This window comes from Amycolatopsis palatopharyngis, from assembly GCF_003385185.1.
In the GTDB taxonomy this organism is placed as follows: domain Bacteria; phylum Actinomycetota; class Actinomycetes; order Mycobacteriales; family Pseudonocardiaceae; genus Amycolatopsis; species Amycolatopsis palatopharyngis.
In genome coordinates this window covers 138,311-154,022 of the sequence record NZ_PQHZ01000004.1, presented here as the reverse complement: position 1 = coordinate 154,022, position 15,712 = coordinate 138,311, and the positions used below count along the sequence as shown (strand labels likewise).

Below are 15,712 nucleotides of genomic sequence, written 5' to 3'. Positions count from 1 at the left end.
CCGCATAACGATTTTTCCAGCCGCCCCGGCCGGCCACGCGGCCACGATGTCGGGTTACTGGCCCTGCTGCTGTGCCGCGATGTGTTCGGCGACGGCGTCCGGCAAGGTGATCTGCAGTGGCGTGCGCACCGGCATCGGCGCGTCGCCGCGAACCACAATGGTGTGCCGGACGATGTCGCGCAGGGTGCCCGGCGCCTCCGCCGACTTGGACTGCGGGCCCGCGATCACACCCCGGAGCATCCACCGTGGACCGTCGACACCGACGAAGCGCAGCGCGACCTCGCCCAGCACGGCGGACAGTTCCATGCCCCACTCACCGTCACCGGTGGCGACCTGAGCACCGTCCTTGCGCAGTTGCTCCGCCAACTCCTCGCCCACCTCGGCCCACAGACCACCGGAACGCGGGGCGGCGTAACCGCTCACCGTGACCTGACCCTGCCCCGTCACCACGTGAACCGCCCTGACGGTGCCTGCTGCCTGGTCCATCTCCACCTGCACCTGCGCGCCGTCGGGGACGGGCACCCGGACGGAGCCGAGATCGATGCGCGGGATCTCGTCCTCCGGCGCGTCCGCGATGTCGAACGGCCCTTCCGGGCTGTCGAGAGGCTGCGGATCTACCCAGTCCTCTTCGTCCACACCAGTGTGCTCATCCACATCGGGTGCGGCATGCCGGCCTCTGGATCGCTCCTCCACCTGGCCGTTCTGCTCGGCCCGCCGGCGCTTACGTCCGAAAATCCCCACTAGCTCTCCGTTTCCTTCCCCAGTGAGCTCAATCTAGCCGTGTGGCATCCGCTAGCCGAGAACGGCATGCCCACCTGTCGAACCGTAGCCGCCGGCGCCGCGCTCCGACTTGTCGAGTTCATCGACCTCGACGAACTCGGCGTGCTCTACCCGCTGAATGACCAACTGGGCGATGCGATCACCTCGCGACAGCACGATCGGCTCGTGCGGGTCGTGGTTGATCAGGCAGACACGGATCTCGCCGCGGTAGCCGGAGTCGATGGTCCCCGGCGTGTTCACCACGGAGAGCCCCGCCCTGGCGGCGAGCCCGGACCTCGGATGGACGAACCCCGCATACCCGGGCGGCAGTGCGATGGCTATCCCGGTACCGACGAGCGAACGTGCGCCGGGTTCGAGCACGACATCGGTCGTGGTGACGAGATCGGCACCCGCGTCGCCCTGTCTGGCGTAGGACGGGAGGGGGACACCGGGATCAGTTCTGGAGAGCAGGACCTGCACGCTGGACACGGGCGGCGAGACTACCCTGAGGTCGTGAGCGGTAGCACAAGTGCGGTTGATCGGCGGGCAGACGGCGTGGCGGAGACGAGCGGCAGACAGGCCGGAACCCGGACCTGGTACCTCGAACGGCTCTATGTGCCCTGGTGGGGCTGGCCCCTGCCGCTGATCGGCGGCGGGCTGCTCGCTGCCGAGATTCACATGGGATACCCGGGAGTGCGCTCCTGGCTCCCCTACGTGGTGCTGCTCCCGCTGGTCGCCGCGCTGCTGATCGCATTCGGCCGGGCGAAGGTAGCGGTGAGCGACGACGGCGCCGCGGCGACGGAGGCAGGCGAAGTGGAACTTCGAGCCGGCGATGCCCACCTGCCCGTGCGGTTCACCGGTGAGATCGAGGTGATCGGCAAGGACCGCAAGCGCAAGGCCCTTGGCCCCGAACTCGATCCGGCCGCCTTCGTCCTGCACCGAGGGTGGGTGGGCCCCGTCGTCCGGGTGGAACTGACCGACCCCGCGGACCCCACCCCCTACTGGCTGATCAGCAGCCGCGATCCGGAAGCGCTGGCCGAGGCCATCCGGTCCAGTCGCGCCCCGCTGACCAGCACGGAGTGAGGAGCATCACAAGCCTCGGTGCCGCCGCCGCAGGGCCGCGGACAAGCGGAAGGGGTGGCACGGACCTCTCGGTCCCACCACCCCTTCGCATGCGTCCCTCCGGGTCCGCGACCCGTACTGGCCGGTCGCGGCCCGGTGCCGTCAGGCACAGTCGCGGCAGATCAGCCTTCCGCCACTCTCCTCGGAGAGCCTGCTCCTGTGATGCACCAGGAAACACACCGAGCAGGTGAACTCGTCGGCCTGCTTCGGTACGACCTTGACGGTCAGGTCCTCGCCGGAGAGCCCGGAGAGATCTGCCCCGGGAAGCTCGAAGTTCTCCGCGGTGGCGTCCTCGTCCACGTCCACCACGCCGGATTGTGTTTCATTGCGCCGCGCCTTCAGCTCCTCCAACGAGTCTTCGGCCAGCTCGTCGGCCTCGCTGCGGCGCGGAGCGTCGTAGTCGGTCGCCATTTCCCTCACCCCTGCGATCAGCGTCGATATCAGATGACCCGGACTCCGGGCCATCCCGTGAGTCCTTCGTGTCGCTGGTAAACGTCCCAGCGCCCCTTTTTGTGCCCGGCTTCGCAGTGAGGGAGATCTCTGTTTTCCCGTCTCGATCTACGCCCGGAGCCCGCAGAGGGTAGCCCATGACGGAAACGGCACGGAAACAGGTTGCCCGTCACCGTGCGTAGATCACTCGACAGGCGCAGAGAGCCCTCGTCACGGGTTAACTCTTTTGGGTGGAACCGAGGTGCAGGCGACCGCGGGGCCGTCCGGCCGAGATGGCCGCTGAGGTGGGGTTCGTCCAGGGAATCCGCCGATGACCGGTGCCGGCGCGGGCGTCCACGGACGGTGAGCCGGCGTGCCCGTGGTGCCCGTAGCGGGGTACTCGGCTGTAACGCCTAGGCTGATCTGCAACGACGGTGTCAGTAGTGACACGGTCAGTGACCGGAAGGGACGGGGCAGGTGGTGTCGGGGATCGGCGGGATCAGCGGTGCTGGACGCGGGGGGCGGAAGTCAAGGCCGTACCGCAAGCATCGGCCACTGCCCGCGCTCATCGTCATCGGCTTGCTGGGGGCCATCTCGGTGTTCGTCTGGCTCAACGTCATCGTCAATCGCGAGGGCCTGAACGAAGCCGTCCGGTGCGAACCTGAAGCCGCCCCACCACAGGGTGTGACCTACACCTCACTTGGCCACGGCGGCCTCGACGGTGTCACGCCCGTTCCGCCCGACAAGGTCGCCGTACAGGTTCTCAACGCCAGCGAGGCACGCAACGGTGCCGCCCTGACCACCGCGGCACTGCGTGAACTGGGCTTCACCGAGACGGCGGAGCCGGCAAACGATCCCGCGTACGAGGAAGTGCAGGCGAACTGCCGTGGCCAGATCCGGTTCGGCGAGAACGGCAGGGCGGCGGCGCGCACGCTGAGCCTGGTGGAGCCGTGCGCAGAGCTGATCAGGGACAACCGCAAGGACGCGACGGTCGACTTCTCCATCGGCACACTCTTCAACGGCGTGCGGCCGCGCAAGGAGGGCCTGCAGATCCTGGACCAGCTCAGTAAGTGGTCGGCCAGCCAGTCGGACCAGGGCGGTGGCGAACAGGCGGCCACACCGGCTTCGCAGATCGACCCGACCCTGATCACCGCGGCTCGCGACGCCCACTGCTGACGGCCCGGGTCCACGTGGGCCGTGTGGACCACGTGGACCTCGCCGGGCGGCACGGCCGTCAGATCGCTCCGGCCCCGCACTCGATCAGGGCGGAGCGCAGTGCCTCCGCGATCGGCGGCGCCGCCGCGAACGTGGCGTCCGAGCCCAACTCGGGGTCCGCGCCCGGCAGCGAGACGACCGCGCCCGCCTCGGCAGCGACAAGGGCACCCGCGGCCCAGTCCCAGCGCGAGAGCCCGTGCTCGAAGTAGGCGTCCACCCAGCCCGCGGCGACAGCGCAGAGATCGAGCGAAGCCGCGCCGGCCCTGCGCACGTCGCGCACCCGGCTCACCAGCCCGGCGACCATCGCCGCCTGCTGAGTGCGCCGCTCGACCCGGTACGCGAACCCGGTGCTCAACAGCGCCAGCTCCAGCCGTCGCGGCGCGGAGACGCGCAACGGGCGGCCGTCCAGCCACGCGCCAGCTCCCCGGGTCGCGGTCCAGCGACGGCCGCTGATCGGCTCCACCACGGCACCGGCCACCGACACCCCGTCCACCTGCGCCGCGAGCGACACCGAGAACCAGGGGTAGCCGTAGAGGAAGTTGACGGTCCCGTCGATCGGATCGACGACCCAGGTGACCCCGGTGCCCGCCGTTCCGCCTTCCTCCTCACCCAGCACGGACTCACCCGGCCGCAACTGCGCGAGCCTCGTCCGGACGAACCGTTCGGCCTCGCGGTCCACCGCGGTCACGACATCGGTGTCGGTGCTCTTGGTGTCGACGTCGACGGCGCGCCCTGCCCACATCCCGTCCCTTGCCTCGCGCACCAGCTCGGCGGCCTCGGCGGCGACCTGCTCGGCGATGTCGGTGAGCTCGGATTCGATTGTTCTCGAAGCACCCATGACGTCATGGGATCACATCCGGCTAAAGTCTCGTGCGCAGGTTTCTGAATCGAGAAGGTAACTCGGGCGAACACCGGCCTCAACGTTCGCCGGGCATGGTTACGGATGGGACACGAACGATGAAGGGATCACGCCAATGACGGCGACCCGTGGCTTCGGTATCGACATCGGCGGCAGTGGCATCAAGGGCGGCTTGGTCGATCTGGAACAAGGCAGGCTCATCGGTGACCGGCGGCGGGTCGACACCCCGCGGCCCTCCACCCCCGAGGCCATCGCCGACGTGGTGGCCGACATCGTGGCCGAGTTCGACTGGGAAGGTCCCGTGGGCGTCACCCTGCCCGCCGTGATCAAGAAGGGCTTCGCGCGCACCGCCGCCAACATCGACCCTTCGTGGATCGGCACCGACGCCGACGCGCTGTTCGCCAAGCGGCTCGGCCGCGATATCGACGACGTCGCGATGCTCAACGACGCCGACGCGGCCGGGATGGCGGAGATCCGGTTCGGTCATCCGGAGGCGCGCACCGGGGTGACGGTCCTGCTCACCTTCGGCACCGGGATCGGCAGCGCCGTGTTCCTGGACGGCAAGCTCCTGCCCAACACGGAGTTCGGCCATCTGGAAGTGGACGGCCACGACGCCGAGAAGCGGGCGGCGGCCTCGATCAAGGACAACGAGGACCTCTCGTACCCCGAATGGGCGCAGCGGGTAAACCGTTACCTGACTGTGCTGGAGGGCCTGATGGCCCCCGATCTGATCATCGTCGGGGGCGGAGTCAGCAAGAAATCGGAGAAATGGGTTCCGCTGCTCGACATCCGCACCGAGATCGTGGTGGCATCGTTGCAGAACAACGCGGGGATCGTGGGTGCCGCGCTGGCCGCGGCCGAGGGCATCGAGCACTGATCGTCAGGCCGTCTTCCGCCGTGGCGGAACCGCCCGGAAGCGCCTTCCGGCACACGCCGGAGTTGATCGCTTCGCGACGCCGGGGAGCATCGTCGTTACAATGGAACACGGCCCACGGCTGCGGCAAGCAAAACCGCAGGCCGGGGCGTGATCCCCGAATCTGAGGCAGCTGGGACGTACGTGTCTCGGCTCGTCATGATCGACCGCTGTGAAAGGGCGTACGTGGCAGCCGCAAGAACCGCAACCCGAAGCGGGACGAAATCAACGAGCGCCGCCAAGACCTCGACGGCCGGCGAGGACACGGCGGCCGACCCGGACACCACGGGCACCGAGGGTCCGGCGGACCAGAAGGCGGCCGCGAAGTCGCCCGGCCGCAAGGCGCCCGCGAAGAAGGCACCGGCCAAGGGCCGCAAGGGCGCCAAGACCGGCGACACCAAGGGTGAGCCGGACGGGCCCGGTGACGACGCCGAACTCGAGGAGGTCGACCTGTCAGACCTCGACGTGGAGACGGTGGAGGTCGACGTCGTCGACGCCACCGTGACCGAAGAGGCCGAAGAGCCCGAGGAGGCGGAAGAATCCTCGGAGCCGGCCGCCACGACCAGCCGGGCCAAGGGCGGGGCCAAGTCGCCCAACGACCCGGACTTCGTCTGGGACGAGGAGGAGTCGGAGGCCCTGCGGCAGGCCCGCAAGGACGCCGAGCTCACGGCCTCGGCCGACTCCGTGCGTGCCTACCTCAAGCAGATCGGCAAGGTGGCACTGCTCAACGCCGAGGAGGAGGTGGAGCTCGCCAAGCGGATCGAGGCCGGGCTCTACGCCGCCGACCGTGTTCGAGCAGCGGAGGAGGAGGGCGAGAAGCTCGCCACCCAGATGCGCCGCGACCTCAAGTGGATCGTGCGCGACGGAGAGCGGGCCAAGAACCACCTGCTCGAGGCGAACCTGCGACTCGTGGTTTCGCTGGCCAAGCGCTACACCGGCCGTGGCATGGCTTTCCTGGACCTGATCCAGGAGGGCAACCTCGGACTGATCCGCGCGGTGGAGAAGTTCGACTACACCAAGGGCTTCAAGTTCTCCACCTACGCCACCTGGTGGATCCGCCAGGCCATCACCAGGGCCATGGCCGACCAGGCACGCACCATCCGTATTCCGGTGCACATGGTCGAGGTGATCAACAAGCTCGGCCGCATACAGCGTGAGCTGCTGCAGGACCTGGGTCGCGAGCCGACTCCCGAGGAACTCGCCAAGGAGATGGACATCTCCCCGGAGAAGGTCCTGGAGATCCAGCAGTACGCGCGGGAGCCGATCTCACTGGACCAGACCATCGGTGACGAGGGTGACTCGCAGCTCGGTGACTTCATCGAGGACAGCGAAGCCGTGGTCGCGGTGGACGCGGTGTCGTTCACCTTGCTGCAGGACCAGCTCCAGTCGGTGCTGCAGACCCTGTCCGAGCGCGAGGCCGGCGTGGTCCGGTTGCGCTTCGGTCTCACCGACGGCCAGCCACGCACGCTGGACGAGATCGGCCAGGTCTACGGGGTGACCCGCGAACGGATCCGGCAGATCGAGTCGAAGACGATGTCGAAGCTGCGGCATCCTTCGCGGTCGCAGGTTCTGCGGGACTACCTCGACTGAGTCAGGCCACACAGCACTCGAACGGGCCCTCCCGGCTGCCCCCAGGCAGCCGGGAGGGCCCGTTTAGTTCCCCGCCGATCTACTCCCCCGCGTGCCAGCCACCGCCATCAGCGGCACTATCTCTTGTGGACCGGAATGGTGCCGTTCACGAATATCGCCGAGGGTGCACCGCTGGCCTCGGCTTTCGACTCGGTCGGCCTGCACTGGATCAGCGCGTTGATCTCCCTCGGCGCCGTCACCGGTCTGACCTCGGTGATGATGGTCGAACTCGTGACGATCGGCCGCATCGGTTTCGCCATGGGCCGCGACGGTCTGCTGCCCGCGAAGCTGGGTACCGCGCACCCTCTTTGGGGAACGCCACACCGGATGACCATCGGCGGAGCCACACTGGTCGCTCTGCTCGCCGCGTTCGTGCCGATCAGTGAACTCGCCGACATGGTGAGCATCGGTGCCCTGTCCGCGATGATCATCGTCGCGGTGGCCGTGCCGGTACTGCGGCGCACCCGGCCCAATCTGCGACGGCCGTTCCGGGCGCCCTTCTCCCCTGTGGTGCCCGTCGCGACGGCACTGGCCTGTCTGGCCCTGATGCTCAACCTCGATGTCCTCACCTGGCTGCGGTTCGCCGCCTGGCTCGGTCTCGGTCTGCTCATCTACTTCTTTTACGGCCGCAAGCACTCCCGGCTGGCCGCCAACAAGGACACCGGCGCCACCACAATCCAATGAGGACGAACACGTGATGAGGCCGCTCTTCAGTATCGGCGGTCGACCACCTGCTTCGTGCTGAAGGAGTACACCGCGTATCCGTGCTGAAAGTTGTTCCGTCGTCCGCCGGACACGGCGTACTCACCAGTGGTCGGGTAACCGAGGTAGGACCGTTCCCAGCCGAGCGCGGACCAGCGTCGCCGGATCGCGCCGTACACCTCGTGCGCTCCGGTGGACGGCGTGTAATAGATCGAGGCGGCCTTGCTGAAGTGGTTGTACCGGCCGACTTTGTCCGGCGTCGGCTTCTCATCCGTCGTCGGATAACCCATCGGACCCAACTCCCAGCCCAACGCCGCCCACTGCCGCCGGATCGCACCCCACACCGCATGCGCACCGGTCGACGGCGTGTAATAAATCGACGCCGCCTTGCTGAAATGGTTGTACCGGCCGACTTTGTCCGGCGTCGGCTTCTCATCCGTCGTCGGATAACCCATCGGACCCAACTCCCAGCCCAACGCCGCCCACTGCCGCCGGATCGCACCCCACACCGCATGCGCACCGGTCGACGGCGTGTAATAAATCGACGCCGGACCCGTTCCCGGGACTCCAGAGAAATGGTTGTAGCGGCCGACTTCGTCCGGGGTCGGCTTCTCATCGGTGACCGGCAGCCCGAGCGTGGTGTGGCCACCGCGCTCGAGGTACTTGTCCATGATCCTTCCGTGCGTCTCGTGCACCCCGGTCGACGCGGACCAGTACAGCCTGCCTCGTTCGTAGGTCCGGTAGCGCACGCCGCCGTCCGTCATCTCCGGGCCTGTCGCCACCCCCAGCAGTTCACGCAGTGCCGGATCACTGCCGTATCGCTGCTGGATGGGGCTCGTGTACTCGGCCGTCAGGGTGAGGTCGGACGTTCCCATCGTCAGGCTGCGGTTCCGCGACGCCGAGCCATCGGCCCACTTCGCGAAGCTCGACACCCCGTCAGCGGCAACAGCCGCGGCAACGACGTCGACGTTCGCACCCTCGGTGACCATGGTCGTGTTGCCACCTCCCTCGGAGGTGATCTGCAGTGCCGCGGGCACGGAACCGCGCAGCGTCAGCCGGTGCTCGCGCGGCCACGCCACATACGTCTTGCTGACCGACACACCCGCGCTGTCGGTGGCGGTCGCCGTGATCTCCATTCGCGAATCCGGGTGGTCGGTGAAGGGAGTCGTGAGCGAGTAACGCGTTCCGCCGGTCGCGGGATGCGCGTGGCAGGTCGCCTCCTGCGAACAGTGCAGGACCTTGATCATCCAGCTGACCGGCAAGTCGCCGTCCTCGGCGTCCTGCGCCGTGGCCGAGGTGGTCACTGGATCGTGCACCGCGAAGTCTTGCTCCGGTGGCTCGGTGAGCCGCAGGTCGGGCGAGTGATTTCCCGGCGCCACCACGAACTCCACCCGATCGTTGGCGCCAAGGGGATCCGTGACGGTCAACGCTGCGGTGACACGGTCGGAGCCCACGGCGTAGGTGTGGTCGACGTGTGCACCCGCCGCACCGCTGCCGTCCCCGAAGTCCCATTGGTATGTCAACGGGTCACTGTCGTAGTCCACCGACTCGGTCCCGTCGAAACTCACGGTTCGGGTGCCGGGGTCGGTCCGGGTAGTGGCCTTCGCCGACGGCGCCGAGTTTCCGTCCACATAGGTCAGACGCCGCAATGATCCGGTGTAGATGTCGGCATACACGATGTCGCCGTTGGGGGCGGCGGCGAACTTCACCGGCCCGCCGATATCGGTTCCCAGCGGCGGGCTCTGGGGCGGCTGGACCAGCCTGCCCTGCTCGTCGTACCGCAGTGACCACAGCTTTTTCGTCACGTAGTCACCGAAGAAGTACGCCCCCCGGTACCGCTCGGGATAGCTGCTCCCGCTGTAGACGATCCCTCCGGTGACGCTGTTGCCCTGGTCGACCCCGCTGCCGTGGGAGTAGGCCCAGAGCGGAGGATTGTTCGCCACCCCGGCGCATTCGGAAAACTCCTGGTAGCCAGGCGTCCGTTGAGTGCCCTCCCAGCAGGGCCAGGAGTGGTTTGACCCGGGCCGCACGAACCCGACCTCCTCCCAGTTCCGCCAGCCGACGTCTCCGACGATGGGCATACCGAGGTCGGGATCGAGGGCGAGCCGGAAAGGGCTGCGGAAACCACTGGCGTAGACACGACTGCGCACGGACGCGGGATCGGACGGGTTGTACGAGGGGTTGCCCGGCACCCCGAGCCCCTCACGGGTGATGTGCAGGATCTTGCCCTGGAGCGCATCGGGGTCCTGGGCGCGCAGCGCTCTGCGGTCCACCTTCGTGTAGTCCGACACGTCACCGATGGAGACCCAGACGGTGTTGTCCGGGGCCGTCACGATGCCCGTGATGCCGTGGACCGTGGACTCACCAGGCAGTTCCACCAGCACTCGTTCACCGCCGAGTCCGGTTGGTTCATCAGCTCCGGTGACCGTCCAGCGCGCGAGCCCGATGGTGAATCCGCCGTCGCCCGAGGGCACGGACCTGGCCAGGTAGATCTCCCGCGATGTCAGGTAGTCGGTGGCGACGGCGATACCGACCAGGCCGAGATCCTGGACGTCGTACGTGGGCAGGTTCGCGATCGTCTTGGATCCACCGTCCGGCGCGACCCAGGCAACGGTGCCCGGCTTTCCGGTGCTGAGAATCCCGCCGTCCGGCAAGTACGCGAAGTCGGTGAGCTGGTACGGCTCCTGCCCGCTGGCCCGCTCGCTCAGCGCGAAGCCCGTGGGCAGTGCCGCCACCGCGTGCGCGGGGGCCGGTATCAACAGCAACCCGAGAACCAGAACAGCTGTCCACACCATCACGCCGCCGCGTCCGACCATGTCCGCCCCTTCCGAGCACAACGCACCCTTTCGGTTGTTTCTCGTTCCGCCGGGCGGCTTCGTTCCTGACCAAGGTGCTTGGTTACGAAACCGTGTCGCGGCAGCGCGGTGGTATCGACCCGGGTTGACGGCGACCTCCGGGAGCACGACAGACGGTGTTCAACCGACGCTGTCCTCGTCATCCCACGTCCGCGTCCGCAGCCCGGCCTCGGTGACGATCCGGCGAGCGCGACCGGCCTCGGCCGCGTGGACGACGAGCAGCATGCCCGCGTCGTGCAACGCCGCCGCCAGATGCGACAGGGGCTGCAGTTGCGCCCGGTGACCGGGCGCCGTGTCCAGCACGCAGGCCAGTGCGCCTTCGCGGCCACGCAGGAGTCCACCGACGAACACGACCTCGGCGGTTCGGTGCGCCGACATCCACAGCGGTGGCAGCCCGGTGTCCAGGAAGTCGCGCAACGCTCGCTGCGGGGTGTCCGCCGCGGCGAACGAGCCGGTGTCCACGGCCGCGATCGGCACCACGGCGCTGAGCCGCATGGCCGCTTCGAGGAGGAGGCAGACGAACTCCGCCGTCCACGGCCCGAGCACCGGCACGGCCCGAAGCCGGCCAGCCGAGAGTTCGCGGACGGTTCTCGGCAACAGTTGCGGCACCGTCGAGCCGGGCTCGCCCGTCCGGCGCACCTCTCCGGCCAGCGCAAGCACCGCCAGTTGTTCCGGGGTGCGCCGAGGGCCACCGGCTCCGGCCGACAGTTCGGCCCGCAGCCCGGCGGTGCCGGGCAGCCACCTGACGTCCTCGAGTAGCGACACTCAGAACCGCCCGTCAGGGACCACACGACGATGCGTGGGCATCTGGAAGGCGCTCAGACCGCCTGTCGTCATCGTTGCATCCTGCCAGTGGTGGCGGGGCCGGTCACATGCTTTCCGGCCGTCTCCCGGCCACTCAGGCCGGTTCAACGGGCGGCGCGGTCCGGGTGGACGGTTCGTCCCGGGACCGCAGGGCCACCCCGGCGACGACCGCGAGGGTGCCTGCGGCTTCCAGCGGTGTGGGGACCTGGGCGAGCACGATGAGGCCGGTCACCCCCGCCGTGACCGGCAACAACGCCAGCAGCAGAGCGAAGCGGGCCCTGCCGACGCGGCGCAGCACGACCTGGTCCAGCGCGTACGGGACGACGGTGGACAACAGCCCGACCCCGACGCCGAGCAGGAGCAGCCGCGGCGAGCCCCAGACTCCTGTCGTGCCGAGCGCCAGGGGCGAGAGCAGCACCGTGGCCACGGCGAACCCCACGGCGAGGCTGTCGATACCGGATCCTGCGTTGCCGCCGATCGCCACCCGCTGCCCGATCACGATGTACGCGGCCCACGCCGCGGCGGCGCCGAGGGCGAACAGCACCCCCGCCGGGCTGCCCGCGAGCCGGACGTCGGCGATGCACAGCACCCCGGCACCCACCAGCAACAGGGCGAACACGTCTCGGCGGCCACGGGAGCCCAGCGCGGCCACCAGCACCGGTCCGGTGAACTCCAGCGCCACCGCCGTGCCGAGGGGCAGCCGCGCGATCGCTTCGTAGAAGAGCACGTTCATTCCCGCGGTGACCACTCCGAACGCCCCGGCGAGCAGCAGAGGCCGACCCCGCCACGCCGCCCTTCCGGGCCTGCGCCATGCCAGCAGCATCAGCGCGGCCCCGAGACAACGCAGCCAGGCCACTCCGGCCGGAGTGGCTGCGCCGAAAATGCCGACCGCGATCGCCGCACCGAGGTACATGGAAATTCCGCTGAGAACGAACACGGCAGGAGCGGGAATGGCGGAAAGGCGTCGGACAGATAACGAGGCCATCACCTCCACATGGTGCCTGACCGGCGGAAATGCCGAGTTTTGACCCCGGCCGTCCTACCTGTCGGGACGGACTTACGACATCTGGGGTAATTACGCGTGACACACCTCCCACACAGCCGGGAACACTTGCGGGCGCCGAAACGTCTGCAAGAGTGGAGGCAGCGAGCACCGCGGAGCTGGCGATCATCCGATCGCCGGGTTTTCACCAGAGTGGTCGCGGCTGGATCGATGGCATCGGCACCGCCGGTGCCGGGACGGAGGGAGACTCCCATGACTTCACCCACGCTCACCCGCCCCGAACTGACCGCTGCGGACCGTTGCGACCGTTGCGGTGCGGCGGCGAAGTTTCGCGCAATCCTGAGCACTGGTGGCGAGCTTCTGTTCTGCGGCCACCACGGTCGTGAGCACGAGTCCCGGCTGAAGGAGCTGGACGCCAACATCCAGGGCGGCTGACGCCGCACAGACGCACACGGGCGGGGACCTCACGGGGTCCCCGCCCGTTGCACATCCACCCCGGATAGCCGTGCGCACCACCGCGCTGCGTCCCGCCCAGGAATGGAGCGTCTGCAAGTACGCCCAAGCAAGATCCACAGCGTCACCAACCGCTACCAACCTGCGGCGCCCTGCACGGGCGGGCCAGGGCACTTGGCGGCGGAAAACGGCGCTCTTGATCTTGCTTGGGCGTACTTGCAGGCACACCTACCACCAGCCGGGGGTGACGGGCGGGGTCAGACGGTGTCCAGGACGCCTTCGAAGGCCGCCTCGGCGGCGCCGAGCAGTTTGACGTCGGCGCCGAGCTTCGACGCCTCGACCCGGACGCCACCGACCGCTCTGCTGACCAGACTGCGTCTGCGCACCTCCGCCTCGACCTGGTCCAGCACCGACGGTGGCAGCGCGGTGAACAGATCCCCCAGCACCACCAGCTGCGGACCGAGCAGGTTCACGACGTTGACCAGGCCGAGTGTGAGCCATTCGGCGAACTCCGCGAGTCGCGCACGGGCCTCGCCGGGCACACCGGCCAGCCGCCGCAGCTCCACGATCACCATGCCCCTCGGGCTGTCCGGCTCCAGCTCCAGCGCGCGGCACAGGGCCGCCTCCCCCACCTCGGTCTCCCAGCACCCCCGATTACCGCAGTAACAGGTCCGCCCGCCCGGTCGGATCACCATGTGCCCGATCTCCCCGACGTAACCCGCCGCCCCGCGCAGCGACGCTCCCTGCGCGATGACCCCGCCCCCCACTCCGATGTCGGCGGAGACATACACGGCGTCCTGCGCCCCCCGCGCCGTCCCACGCAGGTGTTCGGCGACCGCACCGAACTCGGCGTCGTTGCCCACCTGGACCGGAATCCGCAGAACCGCTGCCAGCCGCTCCCCCAGCGCCACCTCGGTCCACCGCAGGTTCGGCGCCTCGTGCACGTGTCCGTCGGAGCGCCGGACCACGCCCGGCACCGACACCCCGGCCGCGACCGGCTGGACACCGAGATCACCGGCCAGTACGGCGGCGGACTCCACGACGTGCGTGATGACCTCGCCCGGTTCCCCGGTCCGGCCGTGCAGGTTCCAGCTGTTGCGCCCGAGAATCTGCCCGCCCAGCCCGACCAGCGCGATCGCGACGTGCTCCACCTGGACGTCCACCGCGAGCACGACCGCGGCCTGCGGCTGGGGCAGCACGAGCAGCGACGGCCGCCCCGCGCCCCTTCCCGGCCTCGGCACCCGCTCCTGGACCACACCGCTCTCGGCGAGCCCGTCCACCAGGGTCTTGATCGTGCTGCGATTGAGCCCGAGTTCGGTCGCGAGCGCCGCCCGCGTGTGCGGGCCGCCCACGTGCAACAGCCGGAGCAAGGTGGTTCGGTTGTGCCGGCGCACGTCGTCGGGGCGGGCAACGGGCGTGCTGGTCACGCGGCCAGTGTCCCACCTGTCCCGGCGACGGCCAGCCGCCGGGACCCGCCCTCACGCCTCACGTCCGGACGCCGGCAGGCCCGGTCATCGCACCCCTCCGGTGGCCCGTTTGCGCGATAGTGCGTCCACGGTCGCAGCCAGCAGCAGTACCAATCCGGTCACGATCGACACCACCGCGGCAGGTTGCCCGAGCAGGCCGAGGCCGTTTTCCACCACCGCGAGCACCGTGCCGCCGATGACCGCGTCGAACACCCTGCCCCGGCCCCCGAACAGCGACGTCCCGCCGATAACGGCTGCGCCAACGGCGAACAGCAGGGTGTTCAGGCCGCCTGCCTGCGGGTCGACCGAGCCGACCTTGGAGGAGTACACGATCGCGCCGACCGCCGCGACCGACGAGCAGACGACGAAGACGCTGGCCCGGATCTTGGTCACGTTGATCCCGGCACGCCGCGCGGCCTCCCTGTTGCCGCCGACGGCGTAGATGTGCCTGCCGTAACGCGTGCGATTCAGCACGTAGGTGCCGACGGCGAGCAGAGCGAGGACGATCGGCACGACGTACGGAACGCCGGAGATGACGATGTTGTCGTTGGGCGAGCGGTTGATCGTCATCAGGTAGGTGGCGATCGCGCCCAATGCCCCGATGACACCCACCTTGGTCAGCACCAGCGGTGTCGGCTGAGTCACCAGACCTCGATTCAGCCGGGAGTAGTGCCTGCCCAGTGTCACCACCGCGAAGCCGCCAGCGGCGACCAGGAACAGCGCCCAGCTGCCCGCCGTGGAGAGGTTGCCGTTCGCGACCTTGTTCAACACCGGCGAAGAGCTGATTCCGAGCACCCCGCCCTCGCCGATGAACTGCAGGATCACCCCCTGCCAGGCCAGGAACAGTGCGAGGGTCACGACGAAGGAGGGCATCCCGATCTTGGAGACGAGGAACCCGGTGATGCAGCCGATGGCGGTGCCGGCGCAGATCGCCAGGCCGATCTCGACCCACGGATTCGCGCCGAGTCCTGACAGCGCGACCACGATGGTGAGCACCGAAAGCCCTGCCCCGACCCAGATTCGCAGAAACGCGGCCAGCAGCGCGGCGAGTGCGAGTACCGCGAGGAAGGCGTAGAAGACGGTGCTTCCCATGCCGCCGAGCAGGTTGCCCTGTTCGACGAGGTGCATCGCCATCAGTGCGGCGCAGACCCCGGAGGCCGTGCCCGCCGAGAGGTCGATCTCGCCGACCAGCAGGACGAAGACGATGCCCATCGCGATGATCGTGCGACCGGCCCCCTGTGCGAGCAGGTTGGCGACATTGTTCAGCGACATGAACACGTCGGACATGGCCGCGAACATGATCACGAGGGCGATCAGCCCGAGCAGCGCCGGAAGCGAGCCGAGCTGCCCGGAACCCAGGCGGGAAACGTAGTCCCGCACGGCTTCCCTGGAGGACATGGTGGTGGTGTCGATGCCGAAGTCACTGATGGCGGCGTTCGGCGGCGGGGATGCGGGCGGTGAGGACGTGGGGGTCTCAGTCATGACCGGTTCTTTCGTGACTCG

14 protein-coding genes and 1 pseudogene are annotated in these 15,712 nt (G+C 68.7%); 6 read left to right on the top strand and 9 right to left on the bottom strand.

The window, feature by feature from the left end; genetic code table 11:
- Nucleotides 1-54 precede the first annotated feature (54 nt).
- Nucleotides 55-741 carry a DUF3710 domain-containing protein gene (locus tag D0C15_RS04400; RefSeq protein ID WP_162829893.1) on the bottom strand — a complete coding sequence of 229 codons (687 nt, stop codon included), beginning with the start codon at nucleotides 739-741 and terminating at the stop codon, nucleotides 55-57.
- Between the two features lie 51 nt (nucleotides 742-792).
- On the bottom strand, nucleotides 793-1,248 hold the full coding sequence (gene dut, locus D0C15_RS04395) for a dUTP diphosphatase (protein ID WP_116041035.1): 456 nt from the start codon (nucleotides 1,246-1,248) through the stop codon (nucleotides 793-795).
- Between the two features lie 66 nt (nucleotides 1,249-1,314).
- Between dut and D0C15_RS04390 the strand changes: the two genes are divergently transcribed.
- A complete protein-coding gene (locus D0C15_RS04390) occupies nucleotides 1,315-1,842 on the top strand; it encodes a DUF3093 domain-containing protein (protein ID WP_116041034.1) in 528 nt (175 codons plus the stop codon).
- Between the two features lie 141 nt (nucleotides 1,843-1,983).
- Here D0C15_RS04390 and D0C15_RS04385 read toward each other — a convergent pair whose 3' ends face one another.
- Nucleotides 1,984-2,292, bottom strand: coding sequence for a DUF4193 domain-containing protein (locus D0C15_RS04385; RefSeq protein WP_091674761.1), 309 nt, complete (start codon nucleotides 2,290-2,292; stop codon nucleotides 1,984-1,986).
- Between the two features lie 495 nt (nucleotides 2,293-2,787).
- Between D0C15_RS04385 and cei the strand changes: the two genes are divergently transcribed.
- Entirely contained in the window at nucleotides 2,788-3,486 is a 699-nt protein-coding gene (gene cei, locus D0C15_RS04380; protein ID WP_245975555.1) for an envelope integrity protein Cei, read from the top strand.
- A 58-nt stretch (nucleotides 3,487-3,544) separates the two neighbouring features.
- Here cei and D0C15_RS04375 read toward each other — a convergent pair whose 3' ends face one another.
- The gene (locus D0C15_RS04375; RefSeq protein ID WP_211323082.1) at nucleotides 3,545-4,363 is read right to left on the bottom strand and encodes an inositol monophosphatase family protein; all 819 of its coding nucleotides are present in this window, start codon (nucleotides 4,361-4,363) and stop codon (nucleotides 3,545-3,547) included.
- A gap of 136 nt (nucleotides 4,364-4,499) precedes the next feature.
- Here D0C15_RS04375 and ppgK point away from each other — a divergent pair, with 136 nt between their 5' ends.
- The 3 genes and pseudogenes from ppgK to D0C15_RS04360 all read left to right on the top strand — a co-directional run.
- Nucleotides 4,500-5,261 (top strand): polyphosphate--glucose phosphotransferase, encoded by a 762-nt coding sequence (gene ppgK / locus D0C15_RS04370; RefSeq protein ID WP_116041033.1) that lies wholly within the window; start codon nucleotides 4,500-4,502, stop codon nucleotides 5,259-5,261.
- A 195-nt stretch (nucleotides 5,262-5,456) separates the two neighbouring features.
- Nucleotides 5,457-6,887, top strand: a complete 1,431-nt coding sequence (locus D0C15_RS04365; RefSeq protein ID WP_170161322.1) for an RNA polymerase sigma factor — start codon at nucleotides 5,457-5,459, stop codon at nucleotides 6,885-6,887.
- A gap of 120 nt (nucleotides 6,888-7,007) precedes the next feature.
- Nucleotides 7,008-7,610: pseudogene (locus tag D0C15_RS04360) on the top strand (amino acid permease); the annotation flags it as partial.
- 26 nt (nucleotides 7,611-7,636) lie between these two features.
- On the opposite strand, the gene D0C15_RS04355 reads toward D0C15_RS04360, so the two are convergent.
- The 3 genes from D0C15_RS04355 to D0C15_RS04345 all read right to left on the bottom strand — a co-directional run bounded on the left by D0C15_RS04355 (nucleotide 7,637) and on the right by D0C15_RS04345 (nucleotide 12,272).
- The gene (locus D0C15_RS04355; RefSeq protein WP_245975554.1) at nucleotides 7,637-10,444 is read right to left on the bottom strand and encodes a PQQ-dependent sugar dehydrogenase; all 2,808 of its coding nucleotides are present in this window, start codon (nucleotides 10,442-10,444) and stop codon (nucleotides 7,637-7,639) included.
- Nucleotides 10,445-10,603: 159 nt separating this feature from the next.
- On the bottom strand, nucleotides 10,604-11,248 hold the full coding sequence (locus D0C15_RS04350; RefSeq protein ID WP_116041032.1) for a DUF6885 family protein: 645 nt from the start codon (nucleotides 11,246-11,248) through the stop codon (nucleotides 10,604-10,606).
- A 133-nt stretch (nucleotides 11,249-11,381) separates the two neighbouring features.
- Entirely contained in the window at nucleotides 11,382-12,272 is an 891-nt protein-coding gene (locus tag D0C15_RS04345) for an EamA family transporter (RefSeq protein WP_116041031.1), read from the bottom strand.
- Between the two features lie 270 nt (nucleotides 12,273-12,542).
- Here D0C15_RS04345 and D0C15_RS04340 point away from each other — a divergent pair, with 270 nt between their 5' ends.
- Nucleotides 12,543-12,725 (top strand): DUF7455 domain-containing protein, encoded by a 183-nt coding sequence (locus tag D0C15_RS04340; RefSeq protein ID WP_091674771.1) that lies wholly within the window; start codon nucleotides 12,543-12,545, stop codon nucleotides 12,723-12,725.
- A 275-nt stretch (nucleotides 12,726-13,000) separates the two neighbouring features.
- Here the strand turns inward: D0C15_RS04340 and D0C15_RS04335 are convergent, their stop codons facing one another.
- Both D0C15_RS04335 and D0C15_RS04330 read right to left on the bottom strand, forming a co-directional pair.
- The gene (locus D0C15_RS04335) at nucleotides 13,001-14,170 is read right to left on the bottom strand and encodes an ROK family transcriptional regulator (protein WP_116041030.1); all 1,170 of its coding nucleotides are present in this window, start codon (nucleotides 14,168-14,170) and stop codon (nucleotides 13,001-13,003) included.
- Nucleotides 14,171-14,254: 84 nt separating this feature from the next.
- Nucleotides 14,255-15,691: a sugar ABC transporter permease gene (locus D0C15_RS04330; protein WP_116041029.1), complete on the bottom strand. Its 1,437-nt coding sequence runs from the start codon at nucleotides 15,689-15,691 to the stop codon at nucleotides 14,255-14,257.
- Nucleotides 15,692-15,712 lie beyond the last annotated feature (21 nt).

Excerpts from the sequence above, each read along its gene's own strand:
- D0C15_RS04385 (WP_091674761.1), bottom strand. The coding sequence starts at position 2,292 with ATGGCGACCGACTACGACGCTCCGCGCCGCAGCGAGGCCGACGAGCTG.
- D0C15_RS04375 (WP_211323082.1), bottom strand. The coding sequence starts at position 4,363 with ATGGGTGCTTCGAGAACAATCGAATCCGAGCTCACCGACATCGCCGAG.
- ppgK (WP_116041033.1), top strand. The coding sequence starts at position 4,500 with ATGACGGCGACCCGTGGCTTCGGTATCGACATCGGCGGCAGTGGCATC.
- D0C15_RS04365 (WP_170161322.1), top strand. The coding sequence starts at position 5,457 with ATGATCGACCGCTGTGAAAGGGCGTACGTGGCAGCCGCAAGAACCGCA.
- D0C15_RS04355 (WP_245975554.1), bottom strand. The coding sequence starts at position 10,444 with ATGGTCGGACGCGGCGGCGTGATGGTGTGGACAGCTGTTCTGGTTCTC.
- D0C15_RS04345 (WP_116041031.1), bottom strand. The coding sequence starts at position 12,272 with ATGGCCTCGTTATCTGTCCGACGCCTTTCCGCCATTCCCGCTCCTGCC.
- D0C15_RS04340 (WP_091674771.1), top strand. The coding sequence starts at position 12,543 with ATGACTTCACCCACGCTCACCCGCCCCGAACTGACCGCTGCGGACCGT.
- D0C15_RS04330 (WP_116041029.1), bottom strand. The coding sequence starts at position 15,691 with ATGACTGAGACCCCCACGTCCTCACCGCCCGCATCCCCGCCGCCGAAC.